Here is a 24,744-nt window from a genome sequence, read left to right as displayed (position 1 = left end):
CGAGCCTCAGCGCACGCCCGTGAGCCCCGGCGCGCCGCAGGCCGTACGGGGCGCGCACGGCCCAGCCGCCCCCGAGGGCACTCAGGGGCGGCCGGGCCTGTCCGCCGGACTCACCGCCCCCGGTGGACCCTGGGGGCGGCCGGTCCGGTCAGCACTCGTAGCGCGTGGTGTGCTTGAACGACGACGTGGCACCGTCGAAGCCGTAGGTGCCGCGGTACGCCGGCGGGTTCTGGTACTCGCCGACGATCGTGATCGTCGACGCGCACGAGCCCGTGCCCGCGCGCTGGGCGTCCAGCCGGAGCTGTTCGCCGATGAAGCCGCCGGTGACGTTCCACGGGGCACCGCAGATGCCCGAGGTGATCTGGCCGCCGGTGACGACGTGCGGGTAGGTGTTCGGGTTGTACTTCAGCTCGATGCCGAAGGTGACCGACCCGTTGTGCAGCTCCAGCTTGCAGCTGGTGGCCAGCGCCTCCGGGGAGGCGCCCGCCTGCTGTGCGGCGAAGGCCTCGTCGCGGGTCTTGACCTCGGCACCCTGCGGGTTGAAGAACCGGTGCTCGGCCCCGCGGGCCTGGCCCTTCTTGCGCTGTGCGGCCTGCGTCATGGTGGTCCCCCTTACGGTCAGGCCAGCTGCTCGGCGATTTCGACGCGCAGCAGGGCGCGCACGTTCTCGATGTGGTTGACCACGGTGACCGTGGAGGACCCGGCGAAGAGCAGACCCACCGCGACGTTGTCGTAGGAGGTGACGAGGGAGCCCGAGTCACCGCCCGCGGAGATGTTCGTGGTGAGGATCTGGTCCCGGAACCGGGCGGTTCCGGCGGTGCCGTAGTTGACGTCGATCACCGCGTCGACCGAGACGATCCGGCCGAAGCTGATGTTCGTCGTCCGGCCGGACTTCTTCACCAGGTCGCCGACGGCCACGTTGGCCTTGCGCCGCCAGGCTCGCGGTGCGCCGCTGAAGTACTGCTCGCGGGTGGCGTCCTGGAAGGAGATCTGCCCCAGCGCCGCGTCGACGACGTTGTTGTGCCGGTCGAGCGGGATCTGCGGGGCGAACTGGATGGAGACGAACCGGTCCAGCGTCGCGATCCGGTCCTGCGGGTCCACACCGCCGTCGAACACGCCGGGCTGGACGATGGGGCTGCCCAGCTGGGCCCGGTTGGAGTCGGCCAGCACGTGGTTGTTGCTGAGGGCGTAGAACTTCGCCGGCGTGCCGAGGCCCGGCCCCGGCGGGTCGGTCGTGGCGCCGGGCAGGAAGTCGTACACCACGCTGCCCAGCGTGCCCGCGGTGACGCGGGTGTTGCCGATCGAGTAGCCGGACGGGCAGGGACGCAGCCGGCGCGTCAGCAGCTGCGGCTCCAGCATCCCCCTGATCTCCAGCTCCTCCAGGAGCGGCGGGGCGAGCTGTTCGGCGATGCCGCCGTCGGCGCGGATGCGCTGCGCCGCCTCCTCGGCCCGCTGGCCGGGGATGCGCGTCTGGCGTCCGGTGGCGCGCTGCGCGGCGACATGGCCGACCGCGAGTACGTCGGTGGGGGTGCCGTCGTCCATCTGGCGCGGGACGACGTCGCGCTCGGGAAGCATCGACTCCGGGACCTTCTGGGTCACGAAGACGAGCACGGCTTCCTCACCCGTGGGCTCGCCGTTCGTCCACTTCACGCCGTGGCCGAAGCCGACGACGTTGGACAGCGGGCGCTGCGGGTTCAGGAAGTCGGAGAGAGCCTGCTGGCGGGAGGAGTCGCTCACCTGCCCGCCGGTGGGTCCGCGCATCATCTCGGGCTGGCTCACGCCAGACCACCTCGTTCCTTGATCGTCGGCCCCACGGCGCGGGGTCTGGGCACGACGGCATGCCGCAGGACCACGTTCGCGATTCGCTCGATGAGCTTGGGCCGGCATCGTCCCGACGGACGCCGGCGCGGGGGAGCGGGCGGCCCGGGCCGCCGGCTCCCGCATGCGTGATGCGGGTACAGGGACCGGTCTATTGCGGGGTCACGGTTCGGTCAACCCGTTCTGCGGGAAATCCTGGGATCGCATATGCCGTGGGGCACTTGACCGTTTTTGTACACGATTCGATGTGGTGTCACCGGCCCCGGCCGTCTACACCGTTCGGCGGGGAACGGGTCCACCGATGTCGGGCGCAGTTCAACTGGCGTTTGCCGTAGCGCGGAAGTCTGGGCCCGGCTCATCCGGAGCCGGGCACCACCCCGCAGACCGTCCCCCGAGAAGACGCAGCACTCCAGGAGAGAAGATGCCGCTCACTCGCAGAGACTTCGTCCAGCGCTCCGCCACCGCGGGCGCGGGGCTGGCCATCGCCGGCAGTGCCGGCGTGCTGGCGACCGCGCCGGGCGCCCTGGCCGTCGAAGGGGGGCACGCCGCGGGCGCGGCCTTCGGCTACGGTCCGCTGCTGCCGGACCCGGACGGGATCGTCGCGCTGCCCGCCGGGTTCGCCTACCGGGTGCTCACCCACGCGGGTGTGACCCGGCTGGAGTCGGGCGAGTTCACGCCCGCCGACCACGACGGCACGGCGGCCTTCGAGGGGCCGCGCGGTTCGGTGCTGCTGGTGAACAACCACGAGATCGGCGACCCGGTCTCCGACGTCGAGCACCCGGTCCCGCACGCCGAGGGCCTGGTCTACGACCCGGCGGCGGCCGGCGGCTGCACGGTCGTCCAGGTCTCCAAGCACGGCGACCACGTCGCGGAGTGGGTCGGCATCGCGGGTACGGCGGACAACTGCGCCGGCGGCAGCACCCCCTGGGGCACCTGGCTGACCTGCGAGGAGACCGAGGTCCGGGCCGGCGAGGACGGGATGACCAAGGACCACGGCTACGTCTTCGAGGTCGACCCGTACGACGTACGCGCAGGCCGCGACCCGCGGCCGGTCAAGGCGCTCGGCCGGTTCGAGCACGAGGCGGTGGTGGTGGATCCCCGGCGCGGCCACCTGTATCTGACGGAGGACGCCGACGAGCCCAACGGGATGTTCTACCGCTGGACCCCGCCGCGCGGCTTCGAGCACGGCCGCGGCAGGCTGCGCACCCTCGCCGACGACGCCGGGAAGCTGCAGGCGCCGCGCTGCTTCGACTCCGGCGGCCGGTTCGTCGACGACCTCTCCCGGGCCACCCGGATCGGCACGGTGTACGGCGTGGACTGGGCCGACGTACCGGACCGGGACGCCCGCGAGGTGTCCGTGCGCAGGCAGTTCGCGGACGGCGAGGTCACCCGGGCACGCAAGCTGGAGGGCATGTGGTGGGGCGACGGCGGGGCGTACCTCGTCTCGTCGTACGCGCGCGACGAGAGCCCGGGCGCCCCGCACGACGGCTCGGTCTGGTTCTACGACCCGTCCCGCCGCACGCTGACCCTGAAGGTGCTGCTCGGCGTGAACCCCGACCCCCTGTCCGACGGCCCCCTGGACGGTCCGGACAACATCACCGTCTCGCCGTACGGCGGCCTGATCCTGGCCGAGGACGGCGAGGGCGTGCAGCACCTGTTCGGCGCCGCGCTCGACGGGCGGACGTACGCCCTCGCGCGCAACGAGGTCAACATCGGGAGCGCGGAGGAGCCGGAGTACAGCGAGTTCACCGGCGTGTGCTTCTCGCCGGACGGCAGCACCCTGTACGCCAACATCCAGGAGCCGGGGATCATGCTGGCGATCACCGGGCCGTGGCGGCGGCAGGGACGGTGACCGCCCCCGCCGGCTGACCGGCGTCCTCGGGCGGGAGGGGCAGCGCCCCTCCCGCCCGGGTTTCTCTCACAACCGCGCCGCGATGATCCCCGCGTACGCCTCCTCGCCCCGGCGGTTGGGGTGCAGCGGTGAGGCGGCGTTCACCGGCACATAGCCCTCGACCCACTTGGCGGTCGCGGACTGGCAGGAGTCGTGGCCCGCGCTCGGCGTGCGCACGTCCACGTACTCCGCGCCGTGGGCTGCGGCCGTCTCGGCGATCTTCGCGTTCATCCGGTCGACGCTGCCCTGCAGGAAGTTGGCGTCCGTGGGCAGCACCGGCTGCAGCGGGAAGCAGCCGTTCTGCTTGATGTACAGGCCGTAGCCCGTGACCAGCACCCGGGCCTGCGGGGCGCGGGCGTGGATGCCGTCCAGCACCGCCGCCAGCTTGGGCCCGAGCGCCTCGGTCTTCGCGGCCACGACCGGCTCGAACTCGTACTTGCAGGGCGTCTCGAAGGGGTTGAGGGTCATACAGTCCTCGGCCACCCCGACCAGGCCGACGTCGTTGCCGCCGATGGTCAGCGTCACCAGCGTGGTGTCCGCGCTCAGCGCGTCGAACTGCGGCGGGGCGTACCCCGCGTCCTGGCCCAGCAGCGACAGCTTCTGCGGGTTGGTCATGTCGGTGGTGTCGGCGCCGCTGCACGTGACGTCGCGGAACGCCGTGAAGCCGTACCGCGCCTGCAGCGTGTGCGCGTAGTTGTGGGTGGAACGGCCGCAGGCCAGCGGGCCGGTGGGGTCGGGGATCAGCGGGCCGGAGGCCATCGAGTCGCCGAGGGCGACGTAGACCCCGGGGGTCGCGGCCTGCGCGGGCGCCCCGCCCAGGCACAGGGCCGCGGTGACGGCGGCGGCGGTCAGCAGGGCTCCGGTCAGGCGGCGTACGGGGCGTGCGGCTCTCAACGCGGCTCTCATCGTGCCTCCCGAACATGGGATCAGCATTGTCGGGGACATGATGCAAAGGCGCCGGGACTTGGTTAACTGGTCGGTAACGCAGACTTCCCCGGGAGCCGTTGTGACGCATGACAAGGAGCCGCTGCGCGTGGCCGGCCGGACCGTGGCCCCGCATCTGCGCGCACGGGTGCCCGCGCTCAGCCGCCGCGTCGTGGAGCGGCTGCGCCGCGACCTGCCGGCGTACGCGATGCTGCCCGGCGAGGAGATCGAGGGCGACATCGCCGATATCGTCCAGCACTCGCTGCGCCTCTTCGCCGACGTGATCGAACGCCGCGCCACCGCGCCCGACGAGGCGTTCGCCCGGCAGCGCGAGTCGGCGGCCAGGCGAGCCGAGGAGGGCGTGCCGCTGGACGCCATCCTCACGGCGTACCACGTGGGCACGGCGATGTGCTGGGAGGAGATCGCCGCGGGCGCGGGGCCGGACGACCTCGGCCATCTGCGGGAGATGTTCTCCCTCACCCTGGGCCTGCAGCGGCAGCTGACCTCCTCGGTCAGCGGCGCCTACCTCGCCGCCAAGCGGATCCTGGACAGCGAGGAGAACAGCGGCCGGCACGCGCTGATGACCGCCCTGCTGGCGGGCGCCCCGCCGCAGGGCGCGCGGACGGCGCCGCTGTACGCGGTGGCGGCGCTGATGCTGGCCGAGCATCCCGACGAGGCAGGCCCGGCGACCCGCGCGGCGGTCGCGGCACGGCGCAAGATCCGGCGGGTCCGGGCGGTGCTCGACGAGTACGCCGGGGAGCCGGTGCTGGCGGCGCTGGAGGCGGGCGGCGGGACGGTGCTGCTGCCGGCGCACCAGGCGCCGCCGTGGGCGGAGCTGTGCGACCTGGTGGACCGCGCGGCGAAGGCCGCGGGGGTGCCGGTGACGGCCGCCGCGGAGATCGCCGAGCCCGCCGCGGTCGCCGGGGTGGTGGCGCGCAACGCGGAACTGGTCGCCCTGGTGCGGCGCACGGGGCGGCCCCCGGGCCTGTACCGGCTGGCGGACGTGCTGCTCGACTACCAGCTCACCCGCCCCAGCGAGGCCCTGCCCGAACTCGCCCGCCTCCTCGCCCCGCTGGAGGGCCGGCCCGAGCTGCTGCACACCCTGCGCACGTACCTCGCCGAGGACCTCGACCGCCGGGCCACGGCGGCGGCCCTGCACGTCCACCCCAACACGGTGGACTACCGCGTCCGCCGCATCACGTCACTCACCGGCCTCGCCCCGTCCCGCCCCCGCGACCTGCAGCTGATCAACGCGGCGCTGGTGGCGCGGCAGGTACCCCCCGGCTGACTCAGGCCGCCCAGCGGTGCGGGCCCTCGCCGCGCCACTCCACGAGATGCGGATCGTCCAGGATCATGTCGGCGTCCTCCAGCCCGGCCCGGCGCAGGAACTCGATCAGGTCCCGGTCGTCGTGCGCGAGCCCCAGGATCTCCCCGCGCACGGTCACCCGCCGGCCCCCGCTGGGCGAGGGCGGGTGCACCACGATGGGGGCGTGCCATGCCATGACACCAGGGTGACCCGAACCGGGCCGTCGCGCGCGCCGAGCGGGAAAACCGGGTGCGGGCGGGCCCCGCGCCGTCCTACGGTGGAGCCGTCCAGGTGCGCAGGCAGCGGATACTTCCACTCATAATGGGGCGGTTGCGGGTTCGAGTCCCGCCCGGCGTACGCGCCGGTAGCTCAACTGGCAGAGCACCTTGGCTCCGCCGCCGACCTCGATCTCTGGACACCCCCGGCGCTCCGGGGAGCCGCGTACGCCGTCCGCCACGGGGGTCGTGGGCGGGCGGCTCTACGCTGTCCCGTATGGCGACCCTGCTGGCCTTCCACGCCCATCCCGACGACGAAGCCCTGCTGACCGGCGGCACCCTCGCCCGCGCGGCGGCCGAGGGGCACCGCGTGGTGATCGTCGTCGCCACCGACGGCCTGATGGGCGAGGTCCCCGAGGGCGGAGCCCCGCGGCTGGCCGAACTGCGCGACGCGGCCGAGGCGTTGGGCGCGCACCGGGTGGCGCACCTCGGCTACGCCGACAGCGGGCACGGGCGCGAGCTGTACCCCGACCCCACCGACCGTACGCGCTTCGTCCGCGCGGACACCGAGGACGCCGCGCGCAGGCTCGCGGTGATCCTGCGCCAGGAGCGGGTGGACGTGCTGATCGGATACGACGAGAACGGCGGCTACGGGCATCGCGATCACGTCAAGGTGCACGAGGTGGCCGCGCGCGCGGCGAAGCTGGCGTCCGTACCCCGGGTGCTGCACGCCACGCGGCCGCGGGAGGGGCTGACGGCGCTGCTGCGCCTCGGGCGCCTGCTCCGGCTGGTGCGGGGGTACGACGCGGGGCTCCCGCGCTACACGCGGCGCCGGGCGATCACGCACCGGATCGACGTCCGCCGGTACGCGCGCCAGAAGCAGGCCGCGCTGGCGGCCCACGCCTCGCAGACGTCCGGCACGGGCCGCGCCGCCCCGCTGCTGCGCCTCGTCCTGCGCCTCCCGGCGCCCGTGTTCGGGCTGCTGGCGGGCCGCGAGTGGTTCGCGGAGGCGGATGCCGTGCGCGGCCGCGGACTGCGCCGGGACCTCCTCGAGCCGGCCGGATCCGGGAACAACTCGCAGCGGTAATACGGATTATCGACGCACGGCGGTTGACCCCGACCGGACGCGGCGGGTTTGATCGACCCGCTCTCCCGGCCGAGGTTCTGGAGGAGACCGGCCATGACGTCCGAGTTCGGCAGACGCACGCTCATCAAGGCCTCCGGCGCCCTCCTGGGAGCGGCCGCCGCGGGCGCGTACGCGATCCCGTCCGCGTCGGCCCTGACCGCCGGCAAACCGCCCGTGCCCGGTGGCGACCTCGCCTTTCTGGGCGTCTACTGCACACCGGAGACCGCCGGCTCGGGCCTCTCCGGCCCCGAGCCGCTCGAAGCCCTGCTGGGGCGGCAGTTCGCCGTCAACCACAGCTTTCGGTCGCCCTACGGCGCCGCGTGGGCGCCGGTCCGCGACCGCATGCTCGCGGACAAGGCGGCCGGCCGCATCCCCATGCTGTCGTACGCCGCGGGCGGGGTCGACGACCTCCAGGCGCTCGCCGACGGTCAGCGCGACGCGCTGATCGACGGGCAGGCCACCGCGCTGGTGGCCCTCGACACCCCGGTCTTCATGCGCTTCACCTGGGAGTTCGACAGCCAGACCCGGTACGCGGGCCACGCCGGTCTCTTCGTGGAGGCGTGGCGCTACGCCTGGGAGCGTTTCCAGCTCAAGGGCGCCACGAACGTGGCGTGGGTCTGGTGTCCGACCAGGCTGGCGTTCGGCAACGGCGCGGCGTCCGACTTCTACCCCGGCAACGGCTACGTCGACTGGATCGCCGCCGACGGGTACTCCCGTCCCACGGAGGGCCCGCCGCTGGGCCCGTACCCCTCGTTCCTCGAACTCTTCACCGAGGCGAACATCTTCGCCATCAACCACGGCAAGCCGTTCATGGTCGGCGAGACGGGCGTGCACCGGGCCAGTGACCTCGCGACGGCCACCGAGCAGAGCAGCTGGCTGGACGGCATCCGCGACAGCCTCGACCAGGGCCGCTGGGCCAACCTCAAGGCGCTCGTCTACTACCACCTCGACGGCGAGGGCACGAGCCTGCCCGCCCACTGGCAGGTCACGGTGCCGCCGGACGGCAACGCCTTCCAGTCGTTCAAGTCGCTGGCCTGGCACCCCCGGATGAAGGCGGTCCTGCCCGGCTGACCCCTCCGCGGGTCAGCCGACGGCGTGCCCCCACGACGTGTGGCGGGCGCGCAGGGACGCGGTCGTGAGGTCCGTGCGGCCGAGGTCCGTGTAGTTCGGGAGCCAGCTCTCCACCGAGCGGTGGGAGCGCGCCACGGCGTAGCGGTCCCACCGGGCGAGGTCCTCGACGGGGCGGCCCGCCGCGTCCTCGTACGCGGCGAGGAACGCGTCCGCCGCCCGCGCGCCGTGCAGCAGGGCCAGGTCCAGCCGGCACCAGCCGACGTCGAAGCCGCGCGGGGCGAGGCAGCCGCCGGACCAGTCGATGACACCGGTGAGTTCGGCGCCCTGCCACAGCACGTTGCCGGACCAGAAGTCGTAGTGCGTGAGGACCTGCGGCTGGGCGGCGAGGCGCAGCCGGTCCGGTTCGGGGAAGTTCGTACGGGGGGAGTGCGCCGCCGTCATACCGTCGCGGAAGCCCTCCAGCGCCGCCGTGGGCACCGCGTGCAGGCGGGCCAGCGCGCGGCCGAGGCGGGCCGCGGCGGCCCCGGCATCCGCCGGGCGGATGTCGGCCCGGCCCGGGAGGCGGGTGATGAGCACCGACGGGGCGCCCGTCCGTTCGCCCAGCGGGTCCGCCGCCACCAGCCGCGGGGCGAAGCCGTCCAGGCCGTCGAGCACCGGCAGCACCCGGGCCTCGCGGTCCGCGGCGCTGTCCCCGGCGGGGAAGCGGCGCAGGACGTACGCGCCGGAGCCGTCCGCCGTCGTGAGCAGGTGGGTGGCCGCGTGCGTGCCGCCCGCCAGCCGCCGGGCGTGCAGCGGGGCGCCGCCCGTTGCCTCTGCGGCCCAGCGCAGCGCCTCGGGTGCGGGCTGAGCGCTGCCGGTCGCCGTCATGTGCCGTCCGCCGTTCCTTCGCCGATCATGGGGGATCTTCCTATCAGGGGGCCGCGGCTTGCGTCCTCCGCGTTTTCGGGTCTCCGCTGGGGGCGGGTGCGCACCTCCCTCCCCCGTACGGCGGAGGCGGATCGTCTCGCCGTAGGACGATCAGCAGGTCGCGCCGCGAGAGCGTGGACGCATGGACACCGACACCACCTCCCCGCTCCGCCGGGCCCTGCGGGCCGTCGCCATCGCCGCCTGCGTTCCGTACCTCTCCCTGAAGACCGCCTGGATCGCCGGGAGCGACCTCGGCATCCCCGAGGGCAGCGAACTCCTCGAGCACCGCGCCACCATGGCCGCCGTCAACACCCTCACGGTGCTGATGGACGCCGCCGTCATCGTCATCGCCTTCGCGCTGACCCGGCCGTGGGGGCGGCGTGCGCCCGCCTGGCTGCTCCTGCTGCCCCTGTGGGTGGCGACCGGTCTGCTCGCCCCGATCGTCACCGGGTATCCGCTCCAGCTCGTCGGCCAGCTCCTCGGCGGGTCCAAGCCGGTCGCCGACAACGGGGATCCGTTCCTGCACGAGTGGGTCTTCGGCGTCGTCTACACCGGCTTCGGGGTGCAGGCCCTCGCCCTCGGCGGGCTGTTCGCCCTCTACGCCCGCGACCGGTGGGGCGTGTTGCTCACCGGACGGCTGCGGGACCTGCCGGGGACCGTGCAGGGCCTCGCCGTCCGCCGGACCTTCGGCGTCGTCGCCGCCGTCCTCGCGCTGCTCGTCGGCGGCGTGCACGCGATGTGGGCGGTGGGCGCGGACGCCGGGCTCTCGCCGTACCTGGCGGGCCACCGCACCACCACCTTCTACCTCAACGAGGGCCTGGACACGCTCTGGTGCCTGGCCGCCGCGGCGGCAGCGGTGGTCGTCGCGTTCCCCGCGCTGCGCCCCGCCGCCCGGGTCCGTACCGTCGTCGCCCTGGGCTGGACCGGGGGTGCCACGGTGGCGGCCTGGGGCGGCTGGCTGCTGCTCGCCTCGCTCCTCCAGGACAGCGTGCCGGGGGACGGGAAGCAGCTCTCGCAGCTGATGAACGTGGCCTACGCTGGGCAGATGATCACCGGCGTGCTGCTCCTGCTGCTCGGCGCCCAGCTGCTCGCGGAGCGCGCGGCGGCTGCGCTGCCGGCGTCCGTCGCGTCTGAGGCCGCCTCTGAGGCCGCGTCTGAGTCCGCCGCCTCGCGGCAGCCCGCGTGATCCGCGCCGCCCGGCTGCGCTGGGTGCATCTGCTGCTGGGCGGCGCCCTGTCGATGCCGTACTTCATGCTCGTGTCGGTCTTCGTGTCGATGGCCTTTCCCGGCGCCGACACGTTCACCCACCTCGGCTGGCAGTTCGCGGCGTACGCCATGGAGCTCCCCCTGGTCGCCGTGACGGGGCTGCTCTTCCCGCTCGTGCGCCAACTGGAGGGCGCCGCCGCCCGGTCGCTGTGCGCGCTGCCGGCGGACGTGCTGCCGGCGGCGGGTCCGGGCCGCAGCCGGCCGGAGCGTGTGCGCACCGCGGCCTGGTTCACCGCGCACGTCGGGCTGGGGGCGCTGGTGAGCGGGCTGACCCTCGCCGTACCGCCGATGTGCGTGGTCCTGCTCGGGCTGCCGTTCGTCGGGACGTGGCGCGAACCGGTCGGCGAGATCCTGCCGTTCGGCATTCCGCCGTGGACCGCCCCGCTCGCCGGCCTTGCGCTGTTCGCCGCGCTGGCGGCCGTCGCCGCCGGCACCGGCGCCCTGCTGGCCCGCTGGGCGCCGCCCCTGCTCGGACCCACCCCCGCCGATCTGCTGGCCGCCGCCCGGGCCCGCGCCGAGGAGCTGGCCCGGCGCAACGAACTGGCCCGCGAACTCCACGACTCGGTCGGCCACGCGCTGAGCGCCGTCACCCTGCAGGCGAGCGCCGCCCGCAAAGTCCTCGACCGGGACCCGGAGTTCGCCCGCGAGGCGCTGAAGGCCATCGAGGAGACGACCCGCGACGCGGTCGCCGAACTCGACGCCGTACTCGGCGTGCTGCGCCACGACGACGAACCCCCGGCCCGCGCCCCCGCCCCGACGCTCGCCGCGGACCTCGGCGCGCTGCTCGCCCGTACACGCGCGGCGGGGGCGGCCGTCGACGCCGAGGTGGGCGCCGACCTCGGCGCCTTGCCCGGACCGGTGGCCCGCGAGGCGTACCGCATGGTCCAGGAGGGGCTCGGCAACGCGCTGAGGCACGCCGGGCCCGCCGACGTAACGCTGCGGATCGCAGCAGAGGAGGACGTGTTGAGGATCACCGTCACGAACCCGCTCCCGAACCGCCCGAGCCCCCGCGCCTCCGGCGGCCGCGGCCTGCGCGGCATCGGCGAGCGTGCCCGGCTGCTGGGCGGCACCGCCGAGTCCGGTCCGTACGAGGGCCGGTGGCGGCTGGCCGTGGAGCTTCCGCTGTGAGCCCGCTGCGGATCGTCGTGGCCGACGACGAGCGGATGGTACGCGGCGCGCTGCGGGCGATCCTGGGCGCCGAGCCGGACCTGGAGGTCGTCGGCGAGGCCGCCACGGGCGCGGAGGCGGTGTCCGTCGTACGGGAGACGGCGCCGGACGTCGTGCTGATGGACGTGCGGATGCCGGAGGTCGACGGGATCCGCGCCACCGAGCGGATCCTGAAGTCCATGGACCCGCCGCCGCGCGTCCTCGTCGTCACCACCTTCGAGAACGACAGCTATGTGTACGAGGCGCTGCGCGCCGGCGCGAGCGGGTTCCTGCTGAAGCGGGCGGGCGCCGACGAACTCGTCGACGCCGTCCGCCTGGTCGCCCGCAGCGAGTCGCTGCTCTTCCCCGCCGCTGTACGCTCGCTGGCCGCCCGGCACGCCCGCCCCGCGGACCCCGCGCCGTGGGTGAAGCGGCTGACGGGGCGGGAGGCGGACGTGCTGCGGCTGATGGCGCGGGGGCTGGCCAACACGGAGATCGCGGAGCTGCTGGGCGTCGGCCCCGCCACCGTGAAGACCCATGTGGCGGCCGTGCTCGGCAAGCAGGGTGTACGGGACCGGACGCAGGCGGTGATCGCGGCCTACGAGGCGGGGTTCGTCAAGCCGGGGTGAGCGGCTGCCGGGCTCGGGCAAGGGCGAGCGGTCACCCGCGCGTGAGCGCCGCGTGCACCGCCCGCAGCAGGCGGTCGTTCTCCGGCGCCGCCCCGCCCGGGTACCCGTACCGCTGCCGCACATAGCCGTACGCCAGCCCGCTGCCGGGATCCGCCAGCCCCAGCGCGCCCGCCGCGCCCTGGTGGCCGATCGAACCGGCGCCGAGGAACGGGTAGACGTCCGCCGTCGACTCGAAGCCCAGGGCGAAGCTGTGCGTGGAGCGCACCACCACGTCGTAGCCGGGGGAGTGGATCTGCCCGAACTCCGCCAGCGTCTCCGGCTTCAGCAGCGCGGGCCGGCCGCCCGTACCGCTGACGGCCGCCGCGTACAGTCCGGCGACCCCGCGGGCCGAGCCGACGCCACCGAGCGAGGCGGGACCCTTCGCGCGCATGGCGCGGTCGTTCATCACCGTGTCGAGGTCGAGGGGCCGCTCGGGGTGGCCGGCCCCGAACGCGATGCCCATCAGGCTCCTGGGCCCGGGGGCGTGCTTCGCCAGCAGCCGGCGCTGGCGCTCGGTGGGCGCCATGGGCAGCGTCTCGCGGACGCGCGGCTCCTGGCTCTCCGGCAGGCCCAGCCACAGATCGAGGCCGTACGGGGCGCGGATCCGCTCCTCGTACACCTGCTGCAGCGACCGCCCGGTCGTCCGCCGTACGACCTCGCCGGTCAGTGCGCCGATGGTGGTGGCGTGGTAGCCGTGCGCGGAGCCCGGGCGCCAGTACGGGCGGTGCGCGGCCAGCCGCTCGGCGAGCCGGCGGTCGTCGGCGTACTCCTCGGGCGTGAAGCCGCCGTCGACGCCGATCGACCCGGCGCGGTGCGCCAGCAGGTCGCGCAGGCTGAGGGCGCCCTTGCCCTCGGCGGCGAACTCGGGCCAGTAGTGCGCGACGCGCTCGTCCAGGTCCAGCACGCCCTCCTGCACGAGCAGGGCGGTGACGAGATGGGCGGCGCCCTTGGTCACGGAGTAGACCGGGAGGAGGGAGTCGCCGGCCATGCCGTCGCCGGACCACAGGTCGACGACCTGTCTGTCCCCCGCGTACGCCGTGAGCTGCACGGGACTCGCGGCGCCGGTCGCGGCGTGCTCCTCCTCGAGCGCGGCGGCCAGCTCCTCCCGTACGGCCTCGAAACCCGGTGCGACGGTGCCGTGGACGGCGGTCATGCCTTCCCCCCTGATCGATGATCGAGCGGACACATGATCCAGCACTTCGGACGGTGACCGCATTCCCGCCCCCGTCGCGAGGGCTGTCACAGGGAGCGGCTAGCGTGAGCGCGTTCGAACCGGACGGAGGGCAGGGCCATGGACGAGCTGCACGCGGGCGACGCCGAGCTGTGTGCCGGGGACGGCGAGGAGCGGCTGGAGGCGGAGGGCGAGACCGCCCTGGCCCGGCTGATAGCGGACGGCGGCGATCTGACGCACGCCGCCGACCACCTCGGCAACGCCATGGCCACCGACCCGCAGCTGCCCGAGGTCCACGAGGCGCTCGCCGAACTCGCCACCCGCGCCGGCGGGGCACGGGCCGCGCTGGAGCTGTTCCCCATGGACGAGCCGTACATCGGCGCCGTGGTCTGTCGGGTGCACCTGCTCGCCGCGTGCGGGGAGTGGGAGGAGGCCGTGGGCCTGCTCGGTGCGGTGATCAAGGCGCAGTGCGACCAGCCGTGGACGCCGGCGGCCTGGGCGGCGGACCCCGCGATCGTGGGGCGGATCGGCCCGGACGCCATGATGCGGTCCGTCGCCGCGGCGGTGAGCAGCCTGCCGGAGCCGGTGCCGGACGAGCTGCGGCCCGCGCTGCGGCCGTTCTACGAGCTGACCGCCGCGGTCGTCGCCCGGCACCCCGGGGACGGCGACCTGTGCGCCATGGCCTCCGGGCTGGCCCGCCGGATGGGCGATCCGGACCTCGCGGTGGCGTGGGCGGAGCAGAGCATGCGGGCCCGGCCCAGCCACTGGGCGAGCGTGATGCTCGGCTACGCGCTGCGCGCCGCCGACCGGCACGAGGAGGCGGTGCGGGTCTGGGAGGAGGAGCTGCGGCGCGACCCTTCCGATCTCTCGCTGTACGTCGATGTGGCCGAGCTGTACGCGCGGATGGGCCGCGCCGCTGAGGGGCTGCCCTGGCTGGAGCGGGCGCTGGCCGCCGAGCCCGACCACCCCCTCGCGGCGCCCGCCCTGTTCGGGCAGCGGTACGCCGCCGACGGGGACGCGGCGCATCTGGTGGCGCTGGTGGACCACTGGCGGGAGCACCCCGAGCACGACTACGCGGGCAAGGTGCTCGCCCACTGCAGCGACGGGCAGCCGTGGCTGGACCGGGTCGACTCCGCGACCGAGGCGCTGGTGAACGGCATGCGCCAGTTCCTGGCCTCCGGCGACTACGAGGGTGCCAGCGACCACGAGATCCAGTTCACCGTCTCGGCCCTCGAACCGCCGAGCGCGGTCGCCGCGATGCGGCTGAACTTCCCCCGCGCCGCCGTGGACTTCCAGACCGCGGGCGAACCCGATCCGCGCGTCGCCACGGACCCCCGCGTCCGCCACCACGTCTGGCGGTACGAGGGGCTGACCGCCGTACCGGCCGTCGCGCCGCCCTCGGCGCAGGCGGTGGAGCTGTTCCGGTCGGAGGTGTGGCCCAGGTGGCCGCATCTGCCGGCCGCCTACGACCACGCCGTGCGGCTCAGCGGGCTGCCACTGGCGGACCTGCTCGGCGTCCTGGCCCACCCGCCGGCCCTGCCCGCCGACGAGAGCGGGCGCTCCCCGCTCTTCGAGGTCCCGGACCTGTGGGTGCGGGCGGTCCAGACGTACGCCTGCCTCGCGCTGGCCCACCACCGCGCCGACGAGCCCTGGCCGGGGTCCGTCCGCCGCGCGGTGCTGCTCGACCTGCTGAACGGGGCCGAGGACTGGGTCAACGAGACCGCGGCGGTGGCCCTGGTGGCCACCGCCTGGACGCACCCGGAGACCCGGGAGGACGTCGGCCACCAGGTCGCCCGGCGGATGCTGGACGCGGCCAAGGCCCACCAGACCCGGCCGGTCCTGATCATGGGCTCCCTGTGCAGGCTGACGCTGCTGTGCCCGTGGCTGGACGACTCGGTCCTGTCGCTGGCCCGGACCATCCTGACGTCGCTCGAGGAGGACGACGAGTCCGAGCCCGAGGACGCGGAGGAGCGCGCGGGCGAGATGCTGGCCGCCGCGAAGGCGTCCGCGGCCGCCCGCACCGCGGGCGCGTCAGCGTCCGCGCCCGGCGGGGAACCGAAGGCCCGCCGGGGTCTCTTCCGCCGCCGCAGGGGCTGAGGCAACGGCCCGCCGGGGTGCCGCGAGGCTGCCCCCGCCGACCGCCGACCGCCGACCGCCGACCGCCGACCGCCGACCGCCGACCGCCGACCCGCCGCAAGTGCTGAGCCTCCCGGCGGGCGTTACGCCCAGGCCGCCCGCATGCTCGTCGTGGCGTCCAGCGGGGACGCGCCCGCCTGGGCGGCGAGGACGCCCGCGCCCTCCGGGCTGCGGGTGAACAGCGGGTCAGCCACACTGACCCACCGCGCCCAGGCCCGCGCGAAGGCGACGACGCGCTTGCGGTTCTCGCCGAGGACTGACGGGATCGCGTGGTACACGACCGCGTTGGCGGGCGGCGCCGGGTCGTACAGCGCCAGTCCCGCCTCCCGTCCCGACGCCGTGACGACGTACCGGGGTATGAGGTAACGCGGCACGGCGAGCGGGGAGATCAGCTCGTCGAATGCCGTGGCGAAGCGCGCCGAGACCACGGGCGGGACGCCGCGCAGATGGATCCGGTACGCGCCCGTCCCGTCCGGCTCCACCTCGACCGCCTCGGCACCGCACGGACTGAGCCCCGCGTCCCGCAGCCCGTCGGCCAGCGCACAGGCCAGCGCCGGCAGATCCGCGTCGCGGGCCGCCTCGGCGAGCAGCCCGGCACCGGTCGCCGCCCGCATCCGGCGCCACCGCCAGGCGTCGAGACGGCGGCGGACGGCCTCGTACGGCCCGGCGCAGCACACCAGCGCGACGAGGAACGCGGCCGGCCCGTCCCCCGCGAGCGCCGTGAAGCCCGCACCGCCCACGAGGGCCCCCAGCACGCCCACCGGTATCGCCAGCCCCCGCGCCCACCACCGGGCCGCACGCCGGTCCGGCTCCCGCAGCGGAGTCACCCCGCGCCGCCGCGGCAGCACCGCCGGCGGCCGGTGCTCCGCCGCCGGGGGAGCGGTACGGGACTGCCAGCGCCGACCGGGCGTCACCCGCACCGTGTGCACCAGCCGGTCCTCGTACGGCTCGCCCACCCGCCACAGCCCGCGCACCCGGTCCCGCTCGCCCGCCCGCTGCAGCATCAGCGCGTTGAGCCCGTCGAACTCCTCCTCCCCGGGCGGCGCGTAAGGCGAGAGACCCGGATGCACATGCGCCACCCCGGCCATGACCAGACCGGCGTCGGTGACCCCGAAGTACCCCTCGTGCTTGCGCACGAAGCGCTCCCAGTCGGCGGACCCCTTCGGATGCCCCGGCGCCACGCACACCACCGACCAGTTGTCGGCGACCTTCTCGGGCCAGCCCGGATCCGTGCGCAGCGCCCGCCCGCGCGTCTGCACCACGGCCGTGGCCGTCGTCGCCTCGGTGAGGTCGACGAGGGCGTTCACCCCACGCGCGTCCCACCCCTCGCCCAGCATCCCGCGCGTGCCGACCAGCACCCGGCACCCGCCGCTCTCGAAGAACCGCGTGACCAGCGGCACCCATCGCCTGCTGTGCCAGCCGGAGTCGCCCGCGACCTCCACCAGGCCGCCGCCCGCCTCCACCAGCCGCACCTCGCGCCCCTCCCCGGCGCAGAACTCGGCGAACAGCCGCGCGGTCTCCGGCCCGGCCGCCACTGTGCGCCCGGTGACCAGCATCGGCGCCAGCGGAGCCGTCCGCCCGTCGGCCGCCAGCTCACCCAGCACGAGCCGCGCGGAGCCCGCCTCCTCGTCGAGGACACCGGTCAGCCGGGCGGGCAGCGTCGCCGTCGCCCGCTCGTGGTCGCACAGCACCACGGCGCGCAGCCGCTCTCCGAGCGCGTCGCTCTCCGCCGCGAGGATCTCCCGCACCGCCCGCGTCTTGGCGGCGCTGCGCGCCAGCACCCGGTCCACCGGCGACCGCCCGCCACGGATGCCGCGCGCGGTGAGGGTATGGCCGACGGCGGGCAGCGCCGTACGGACGGCCTCCACGGCCGCCGTCTGCCCGGCGGGCCGCAGACAGCGGCGTATGTAGTCGTCCAGCAGGCACACCCAGTCCTCCGCCGACGGGCGGTGCCGGTGCTCCTCGCGCAGCCGGGCGCCCTCGGGCAGGGCCAGCAGACCCGCGTGGTGGAACCGCAGGGCCGCGCCCGCGAGGCCCGGGTGCTCGCGCTCGAAGCGGTGCCAGGGCACGGCCGCCGCGTCCGGGTCGCCCGCGCGGCGCCGGGCCACGATGCGCTCGTCCAGCCAGCCCAGGAACGGCGTCTCGGCGAAGCCCGGATCGAGCAGGTCCGTCGTCAGCTCGGCGAACCGCTCCGCCTCGGCCGCCAGCCACTGCGACTCGTGGGCCGTCGGCTCCGTCAGCCACACCAGCTCCGCGAACGGCGCCAGCTGCCCCTCGCGCACCACGGCCGGGATCGACGGACCGTGCACCGCGGGCCCGAACAGCTCGGCCACCAGCTCCGCCTCTGCGGCGGTGAGCCGGTCCGGCGGCGTCGCCGTCAGCCCTATCACCGTCGCGTCCGGCAGCTCCCGCAGCAGCTCGGCCACCAACTCCCCCCAGGTGTCCAGCAGATGGTGGCACTCGTCCAGCAGCAGCGTGAACGGACCCAGCCCGCGCAGGGCCGCCACCAGCTCCCTGCCCCCGGTCCGCAGCCGCGCCAGATGGGTGCCCGCCTCGGCGCCGTCCTCGTCCACCTCCGCGTCCGGGTCGAAGCTGGCCAGCGCCTGGTACGTCAGCACCGTCACCCGGTGGCCGAGCGCCCGGTCCGTACCGGCCGGCGTGTCCGACAGCCGCGCCCACTCCCGTATCCACTGGCCCTGGATCGCCGTGTTGGGCCCGAAGACGACCACGGGCCGCCCGAGCCGCCGGGCCGCCTCCAGTCCGGTCAGCGTCTTGCCCGTGCCCGGGGGCAGCACCACCCAGGCGCGCCGCCGCCCGGCGGCCCAGCACTCCTCGAGCCGCAGCAGCGCCTCGCGCTGATGCCGCCGCAGTTCGAGAGTGGTCACGTCCGTGGTCATGCCGCAGAGCGTAGGCGCAGCGACCGACACGCCGCGTCCCCCTGTGGATAACTCCGGTGAGCCGCCGCATCACTGGCCACCGACCCGCCCAAGGCACCAGCGCCGCCAGGCCACCAGCCCGCCCCTGGACACCGGCCCGCTACCGAAAGGAGCCGGTGCCCAGTGCGCGAAAGCGCTCAGCCCACGCCGAGCAGCTGCTCCAGCGGATCGATCGCGAAGTACACGGCGAACAGCGCCGCCGCCCCCCACACCAGCCAGTGCACCTCACGCACCCGCCCCAGCGCGGCCTTCAGCACCACGAACGCGATGAAGCCCGCCCCGATGCCGTTGGTGATCGAGTACGTGAACGGCATCACCGCGATGGTCAGGAACGCCGGCACCGCGATGGTGTAGTCCGTCCAGTCGATGTGCCGGACCTGCGTCATCAGCAGGAAGCCCACCGCGATCAGCGCGGGCGCCGCCGCCTGCGCCGGCACGACCAGCGCCAGCGGCGCCAGGAACAGCGCCCCCGCGAACAACGCGCCCGTGACCACGCTCGCGAGCCCCGTCCGGGCACCCTCGCCCACGCCGGCCGCGGACTCGATGTAGCTGGTGTTGGAGGACGCCGACGCCGCGCCGCCGGCCACCGCCGCCACGCCGTCGATCATCAGCACCCGGCCGATGTTCGGCACGCGGCCCTCCTCGTCCAGCAGCCCGGCCTCGTTGCTCACGCCGACGACCGTGCCCATGGTGTCGAAGAAGTCGGAGAGGATCAGCGTGAAGACGATCAGGACCAGCGTCACCGCGCCGATCTCGTCGAAGGCCCCGAACAGGCTGAAGTCGCCGACCAGTCCGAAGTCCGGGCTGGAGACCAGGTCGTCGGGCCAGGCCGGGACGGTCAGCCCCCAGGCCGCGTCCTTGATGTCGGCGATCTCGTTGATGAGGATCGCCAGCAGCGTCATGGCGGCGATGCTGATGAGGATCGCGCCCTTGACCTTCCGCGCCAGCAGCACCAGCGTGAGCAGCACGCCGAGGCAGAAGACCAGCACCGGCCAGCCGCTGAGCCGCCCCGACGCACCCAGCTGCACCGGCACGGACCCGGTCGCGCCGGGGATCCGGGTGACGAAGCCCGCGTCGACGAAGCCGATGAGCGCGATGAACATGCCGATGCCGACGCTGATGGCCTGCTTCAGGGAGTTGGGGATCGCGTGCATCACCGCCTCGCGCAGCCCCGTTGCCACCAGCAGGCAGATCAGCAGCCCCTCCAGCACCACCAGCCCCATCGCGTCGGGCCAGCTCATCTGTGGGGCTATCTGGTACGCCACCACGGCGTTGAGCCCGAGCCCCGCCGCGATCGCGAGCGGCAGATTGCCGCCGAGGCCCATCAGCGCGGTCATCACGGCGGCGACCAGGGCCGTCACCGTGACGATCTGGGCGAAGTCCAGATGATGGCCGTACTTGTCCTCGGCGCCGGCCAGGATGATCGGGTTCAGCACCAGGATGTAGGCCATGGTGAAGAACGTCGCGAAGCCGCCGCGCACTTCGCGTCCGACGGTGGAACCGCGTTCGCGGATCCGGAAGTAGCGGTCGATCGGCGAGGCAGGCCCGGGGCCGCTCTCCGCCTTGTCGACGACATCTCTCGCCATGCGTGGCTCCTGAGACAGATGTGGGGACAGGGGTGCACGGCGGATTGTGCCCGCTGGGAGGCCGTTTCAGGTTTTCGTCGTGTTACGAATCGAGCGCACGGAAGGTCACGCGCGGCGCCCGCGCACCCGGGGTGACCACGCAGGGCGTACGGCAAGCAGGGGCAGCCGCGGCCGAGGCGGCCGTATACCGCGGGAACGCGCGCCGCTCAGCCGGGAAGAAGCCCTCAATCCGGGAAGAGAAGCCCTCAATCCGAGAAGAGAAGCCCTCAATCCGGGAAGACAAGCCCTCAGTACGGCCAGCTGTCCGTGAACTCCGGCCCATCCGACGTCTCCCGGCACCCCTGGAAGCTGTCGGCCCGCCCGTGCGTCAGCACCAGCGCGAACGCCTGGCCGCGTTCGCAGCCCCGGTCCACCCAGCCCTGCGCGAACCCGTTCATCACGAAGCCGCCGATCACCGCGACAGCACCCACGATCGCCAAGACGCGCATGGCACTCCCTACGTCGTGCTTGGCGCACAACGTACACGCAGCGCCGCCCGGCGGCCCCGCCGCCCCGCGGTCGCGGCGCCCGCTATCCCGTCAGCGCCCGCCGTACCAGCGCCAGATCGGCGTCCGACGCCAGCCCCGCGTGGTACAGCCGCACCTCGGTCGCCCCCAGCGACGCCGCGTGTGCCATGTCCGCGGCCAGCGTGGCCGGCCGCCCGCCCATCCCGGACACGACGGCGAAGTTGGCGGCGAGCACCGAGTCGGGCCGGCGGTGCGCCGCGCACGGGGCGAGCACCGCCTCGCGCGCCGGGTCGTCGCCCGTGCAGGGCAGGACGAGGCCGTCGGCCTCCCCGAGGATGTGCGCCGGATCCACCCCGGCGTTCGCCCCGCAGCGGTGCGCGGCGGGATCGGCGTGCAGCAGCACCTGGAAGCCGGGGTCCGCCGCGACCCGCACCGCGTCGATGCACGCCTCCTGCAGCTCGCGGGCGACACGGGTACGGAAGCGCAGCGTGGCGGCGGCCCGTTCGGCGCCGAGCAGCCGCTCCACGCCCGCCCACTCGTCCCCGGGCGGCACGGGCCGCCCCGCGAACACCGGGTCCAGCGCCCCGCGTACGGCCTCCCCGAGCGCCGCCGGATCGAGCCCCTCGTCCGCGTAACCCGCACGGCACGCCTCGCAGAAGCACAGCGACATCAGGTACTGGGCCGCGCCGCCCAGCCCCACCCCCGCGATCTTGTCGTGGGCGTGCAGATGCGCCAGCCCGTACCAGCCGAGCGACTCCAGCTCCGTGCCCCGGGTGCCGGGCCGGACGGCCGCCTCCGCCGCCAGGTCGGAGAGGTACTCCCGGATCTCCGGGCGGGCGACGCACGGCGCCCACGGATAGCGGTCGCCGTAGGCGTTCACCACGGAGGTCGCCGGATGCTCGTCCCCCAGCCGGGAGTTGTGGGCCAGTACGACCCACGAGTGGACCTCCAGCCCCGCGTCTACCAGCGCCCCGGCCGCCTCGCCGAAGGGATCGTCACCCGCCACCCAGTCCTGGCGGTACGGGGCGAGGGCGCGGTCCTTCCACCGCGGGCCGGGCGGGTAGAGCACCGCCGCGTGCCGGGCGGTGACGATCCGGTGCCGGGGGTGGCGGGGGGTGAGGGCGCGGGTCGAGTGGTACGCCGACGCCAGCGTCACCTGCCGCACGCCCAGCGACGCGACCCGCTCGGCGGCGCGCGGGTCGCCGACGACGTCCCAGGGGTAGAGGAAGGCGGAGGCTTTCACAGCGTTCACCAGGGCTCCCCGGTAGGTCAGTTGCCGGCCAGTAGGACACGTCCGCGTTCGATCAGCTCCGCCAGCATCTTCACATGCTGCTCCTCCGGCTCGCTGAACGGAGGCCGTACCGGCCCCACGTCCAGGCCGCCGAGCCGTACGCCGGCCTTGACGAGCGACACCGCGTACCCGCGGCCCAGGCCGCGCAGTTCGACCAGCGGGCGGTAGAAGCCGTCGAGGAGCCGGTTGACGGTGTCGTCGTCCCCGCCGAGGAGCGCGGAGTGGAACGCGAGGGCGATGTCGGGGGCGAAGGCGAAGACGGCGGAGGAGTAGAGGGTGACGCCGATGCCGCGGTACGCCAGACCCGTGAGCTCCGCGGTGGGCAGCCCGTTGAAGTAGAGGAAGCCCTCGCCCGCCGGCGTGCCGCGGACCTTGCTGATGATGCGCTGCATCAGGTCCAGGTCGCCGAGGCCGTCCTTCAGCCCGATGATCCTCGGGTGGGCGGCCAGTTCGGCGACGGTGGCCGGCGTGAACACCGCGTTGTCGCGCTGGTAGACGATGACGTCGAGGTCGGTGGCGGCGGCCAGTTCCGTGTAGTGGCGGATCAGCCCGGCCTGGTCGGGGACGACGAGGTACGGCGGCATCGCCAGCAGCCCGTCCGCCCCGGCGTCCCGCGCCCGCCGCGCGAACTCCCGGGCCAGCGCGGTGCCGTAGCCGGCGCCCGCCACGACGGGGACGCGGCCCGCGGCCTCCTCGACGGCGGCCTCGACGCAGCGGCTGAACTCCTCGGGGGTCAGCGCGTGGAACTCGCCCGTCCCGCAGCAGGCGAAGACCGCTCCGGCCCCCGCGTCGACGCCGCCCCGCACATGGCGCCGGTAGGCGTCCAGGTTCAGGGAGCCGTCCGGTCCGTAGGCCGTGACGGGGAAGAAGAGCAGGCCGTGCAGGCGCTGCGCGAGCCGGGCTGACGTCATGGGGTCCCCTACCTGTACACGAGCCTGACTACCGTCTACATTTCTGAACGGTCACGCTAGGCCAGCGCGATCGGGACGGTCAAGGGGGACGCGGGTGGCGCGGGCGACGACCCACGGCTCATCTGCGGCCCTCCTGGGGCGCCTTGTTGACTGAGGGTGGGAGCGCTGCCTAGCTTTCCCATGCTTATGAACGAGGTTCAGGATGGGAGACAGGACATGGCGGAAGTCCCGGCCGGGCCCCGGCGGACGATCCTCCTCACCGGAGCGGCCGGCGGCGTCGGCACCCTGATGCGCGGGCTGCTTCCGGCGTACGGCTACGACCTGAGGCTCATGGACCTCGTCGCGGTCGAGGGCGAGCCGGACGCGGTCGTCGCCGACCTGAACGACGCCGCGGCGCTGCGCGCGGCCATGCGGGGCGTGGACGCGGTGGTCCACCTCGCGGGGATCTCGCTGGAGGCGTCCTTCGAGCAGATCCTGCACGCCAACATCGCCGGTACGCACGCCCTGTACGAGGCCGCGCGCGCCGAGGGCGTGCGCCGGGTCGTCTTCGCGTCCAGCAACCACGCGGTGGGGGCGACGCCGGTGCCGTCGGCGGGGGCGCTGCTCGCGGCTTCGGCGCCGCACCGGCCGGACACGTACTACGGGCTGTCGAAGTGCTTCGGCGAGGACCTGGCGCAGCTGTACTGGGACAAGCACGGCATCGAGACGGTGTCCGTGCGGATCGGGTCGTGCTTCCCGGAGCCGACGACGGTGCGGATGCTGTCGATCTGGCTGAGCCCCGAGGACTGCGCACGGCTGTTCGACGCGGCGCTCACGGCCCCCGGCGTCGGCCACACGGTGGTGTACGGCAGCTCCGCCAACACCCGGCTGTGGTGGGACCTGGCGCCCGCCCGGGCGTTGGGGTACGAGCCCCGGGACGATTCGGAGCGGTTCGCGGAGAAGCTCCTGGCCGAGCACGGTCCGCTGGATCCGGCCAACCCGGACCACGCCCTGATGGGCGGTCCATGGCTCGGCAGCCCGCCGCTCTGGCCCCACTGACGGCCCGCCCCCGGACCTCCGGCCCCGTGCCTACGCCGAATGCGCCGGCAAAGGAACCGCAAAGCGAGGTCGTTCGTTAGCGGGGGCATGACTGTGATGACCCCTGGCTCGAATCTTCCGCTGAGTGCCCCGCGGGTGGCCGTCGACGTGACGGCGCCGTCCCGGCTCGACGTATCGGGGCTGCTGCTCAGTGAGGCGGGCAAGGTGCGCTCGGACGACGACTTCATCTTCTACAACCAGCCGTCCGGTCCGGGCGTGACCCACAGCTCCTCGGGGGCCGCCGACACGATCACCGTGGACACCGGCGCCGTCCCCGCGGGCATCGAGCGGATCGTGGTCACGGCGAGCCTGGACTCGGGCACGTTCTCCGGCGTGGAGCCGACGGCGACCGTCCGGGACGCCGCCTCGGGCGCGGTCCTCGCGACGTTCACGCCGCCGCGGCTGACGACGGAGACGGCGCTGGTCGTCGTGGAGATCTACCGGCGCGCCGGGGCGTGGAAGGTGCGCGCCGTCGGCCAGGGGTACGCCAACGGGCTGGCGGGCATCGCCACCGACTTCGGGGTGTCGGTCGAGGAGCCGGCCGCCGCGCCCGCCCCGCAGGCACCCCCCGCCCCCATGGCACCCCCCGCCCCCGCTCCGCAGGCACCCCCGGCGCCCGCTCCCGCCGGCGGCTTCGGCCCGCCGCCCACCGCCCCCACCCAGCCCTGGGGCACCCCCGCCGCCCCGCCCGCCCCCGCCTGGGCGGAACCCGGAACTCGAACTGGGCGACGCTCTCGCCCGACCGGATGTAGCCGACCCACGCCGGACCCTTGTTCTGCCAGCCCAGGTCGAC

Annotated in this window: 21 protein-coding genes; 10 read left to right on the top strand and 11 right to left on the bottom strand. The window is 74.4% G+C overall.

Translation table 11 applies throughout. From position 1 onward, the window contains the following. Positions 1–148: 148 nt before the first annotated feature. The gene (locus tag AB0M28_RS22415; protein WP_365407600.1) at positions 149–601 is read right to left on the bottom strand and encodes a hypothetical protein; all 453 of its coding nucleotides are present in this window, start codon (positions 599–601) and stop codon (positions 149–151) included. Positions 602–618: 17 nt separating this feature from the next. Then, on the bottom strand, positions 619–1,779 hold the full coding sequence (locus tag AB0M28_RS22410) for a hypothetical protein (RefSeq protein ID WP_365407597.1): 1,161 nt from the start codon (positions 1,777–1,779) through the stop codon (positions 619–621). 460 nt (positions 1,780–2,239) lie between these two features. Here AB0M28_RS22410 and AB0M28_RS22405 point away from each other — a divergent pair, with 460 nt between their 5' ends. Continuing rightward, the gene (locus AB0M28_RS22405) at positions 2,240–3,670 is read left to right on the top strand and encodes an alkaline phosphatase PhoX (protein WP_365407594.1); all 1,431 of its coding nucleotides are present in this window, start codon (positions 2,240–2,242) and stop codon (positions 3,668–3,670) included. 66 nt (positions 3,671–3,736) lie between these two features. Here the strand turns inward: AB0M28_RS22405 and AB0M28_RS22400 are convergent, their stop codons facing one another. Next, on the bottom strand, positions 3,737–4,603 hold the full coding sequence (locus tag AB0M28_RS22400) for an SGNH/GDSL hydrolase family protein (protein WP_365407591.1): 867 nt from the start codon (positions 4,601–4,603) through the stop codon (positions 3,737–3,739). 112 nt (positions 4,604–4,715) lie between these two features. On the opposite strand from AB0M28_RS22400, the gene AB0M28_RS22395 reads away from it, so the two are divergent. Then, positions 4,716–5,921, top strand: coding sequence for a helix-turn-helix domain-containing protein (locus AB0M28_RS22395; RefSeq protein ID WP_365407588.1), 1,206 nt, complete (start codon positions 4,716–4,718; stop codon positions 5,919–5,921). Between the two features lies 1 nt (position 5,922). Here AB0M28_RS22395 and AB0M28_RS22390 read toward each other — a convergent pair whose 3' ends face one another. Then, positions 5,923–6,135 (bottom strand): hypothetical protein, encoded by a 213-nt coding sequence (locus AB0M28_RS22390; RefSeq protein WP_365407585.1) that lies wholly within the window; start codon positions 6,133–6,135, stop codon positions 5,923–5,925. 296 nt (positions 6,136–6,431) lie between these two features. Between AB0M28_RS22390 and AB0M28_RS22385 the strand changes: the two genes are divergently transcribed. Both AB0M28_RS22385 and AB0M28_RS22380 read left to right on the top strand, forming a co-directional pair. Then, complete coding sequence (locus AB0M28_RS22385; RefSeq protein WP_365407582.1) at positions 6,432–7,241, top strand: PIG-L family deacetylase; 810 nt, start codon at positions 6,432–6,434, stop codon at positions 7,239–7,241. A gap of 93 nt (positions 7,242–7,334) precedes the next feature. Next, complete coding sequence (locus AB0M28_RS22380; RefSeq protein WP_365407579.1) at positions 7,335–8,351, top strand: glycosyl hydrolase; 1,017 nt, start codon at positions 7,335–7,337, stop codon at positions 8,349–8,351. A gap of 12 nt (positions 8,352–8,363) precedes the next feature. Here the strand turns inward: AB0M28_RS22380 and AB0M28_RS22375 are convergent, their stop codons facing one another. Continuing rightward, positions 8,364–9,218, bottom strand: coding sequence for an aminoglycoside phosphotransferase family protein (locus AB0M28_RS22375; RefSeq protein WP_365407576.1), 855 nt, complete (start codon positions 9,216–9,218; stop codon positions 8,364–8,366). A gap of 181 nt (positions 9,219–9,399) precedes the next feature. Between AB0M28_RS22375 and AB0M28_RS22370 the strand changes: the two genes are divergently transcribed. From AB0M28_RS22370 to AB0M28_RS22360, 3 genes are read left to right on the top strand one after another with little or no spacing between them, the layout of a single operon-like run. Next, complete coding sequence (locus AB0M28_RS22370) at positions 9,400–10,443, top strand: hypothetical protein (RefSeq protein ID WP_365407573.1); 1,044 nt, start codon at positions 9,400–9,402, stop codon at positions 10,441–10,443. Continuing rightward, on the top strand, positions 10,440–11,651 hold the full coding sequence (locus AB0M28_RS22365) for a histidine kinase (RefSeq protein WP_365407570.1): 1,212 nt from the start codon (positions 10,440–10,442) through the stop codon (positions 11,649–11,651). Before AB0M28_RS22370 ends, AB0M28_RS22365 begins: the two co-directional genes overlap by 4 nt. Beyond that, on the top strand, positions 11,648–12,298 hold the full coding sequence (locus AB0M28_RS22360; protein ID WP_365407567.1) for a response regulator transcription factor: 651 nt from the start codon (positions 11,648–11,650) through the stop codon (positions 12,296–12,298). The genes AB0M28_RS22365 and AB0M28_RS22360 overlap by 4 nt, the downstream gene beginning before the upstream one ends. Before the next feature lie 31 nt (positions 12,299–12,329). On the opposite strand, the gene AB0M28_RS22355 is transcribed toward AB0M28_RS22360, so the two are convergent. Further along, positions 12,330–13,490, bottom strand: a complete 1,161-nt coding sequence (locus AB0M28_RS22355; RefSeq protein ID WP_365407564.1) for a serine hydrolase domain-containing protein — start codon at positions 13,488–13,490, stop codon at positions 12,330–12,332. A 138-nt stretch (positions 13,491–13,628) separates the two neighbouring features. On the opposite strand from AB0M28_RS22355, the gene AB0M28_RS22350 reads away from it, so the two are divergent. Next, entirely contained in the window at positions 13,629–15,605 is a 1,977-nt protein-coding gene (locus AB0M28_RS22350; RefSeq protein ID WP_365407561.1) for a hypothetical protein, read from the top strand. A gap of 122 nt (positions 15,606–15,727) precedes the next feature. On the opposite strand, the gene AB0M28_RS22345 is transcribed toward AB0M28_RS22350, so the two are convergent. From AB0M28_RS22345 to AB0M28_RS22325, 5 genes are all read right to left on the bottom strand, one after another. Continuing rightward, the gene (locus tag AB0M28_RS22345) at positions 15,728–18,541 is read right to left on the bottom strand and encodes a DEAD/DEAH box helicase family protein (protein WP_365407558.1); all 2,814 of its coding nucleotides are present in this window, start codon (positions 18,539–18,541) and stop codon (positions 15,728–15,730) included. 176 nt (positions 18,542–18,717) lie between these two features. Further along, a complete protein-coding gene (locus tag AB0M28_RS22340) occupies positions 18,718–20,166 on the bottom strand; it encodes an NCS2 family permease (RefSeq protein WP_365407555.1) in 1,449 nt (482 codons plus the stop codon). A gap of 287 nt (positions 20,167–20,453) precedes the next feature. After that, a complete protein-coding gene (locus AB0M28_RS22335; RefSeq protein ID WP_365407552.1) occupies positions 20,454–20,654 on the bottom strand; it encodes a hypothetical protein in 201 nt (66 codons plus the stop codon). 82 nt (positions 20,655–20,736) lie between these two features. After that, a complete protein-coding gene (locus AB0M28_RS22330) occupies positions 20,737–21,915 on the bottom strand; it encodes a hypothetical protein (protein ID WP_365407677.1) in 1,179 nt (392 codons plus the stop codon). Between the two features lie 26 nt (positions 21,916–21,941). Then, positions 21,942–22,874 carry a 5-dehydro-4-deoxyglucarate dehydratase gene (locus tag AB0M28_RS22325; RefSeq protein WP_365407549.1) on the bottom strand — a complete coding sequence of 311 codons (933 nt, stop codon included), beginning with the start codon at positions 22,872–22,874 and terminating at the stop codon, positions 21,942–21,944. 216 nt (positions 22,875–23,090) lie between these two features. On the opposite strand from AB0M28_RS22325, the gene AB0M28_RS22320 reads away from it, so the two are divergent. Then, positions 23,091–23,912, top strand: a complete 822-nt coding sequence (locus AB0M28_RS22320) for an NAD(P)-dependent oxidoreductase (protein WP_365407546.1) — start codon at positions 23,091–23,093, stop codon at positions 23,910–23,912. A 96-nt stretch (positions 23,913–24,008) separates the two neighbouring features. Continuing rightward, the coding region (locus AB0M28_RS22315) for a TerD family protein (RefSeq protein ID WP_365407674.1) at positions 24,009–24,744 on the top strand (736 nt) is incomplete at its 3' end.

It is taken from the genome of Streptomyces sp. NPDC051940 (assembly GCF_040680895.1).
In the GTDB taxonomy this organism is placed as follows: domain Bacteria; phylum Actinomycetota; class Actinomycetes; order Streptomycetales; family Streptomycetaceae; genus Streptomyces.
This window is presented reverse-complemented; position numbering and strand designations above follow the sequence as displayed.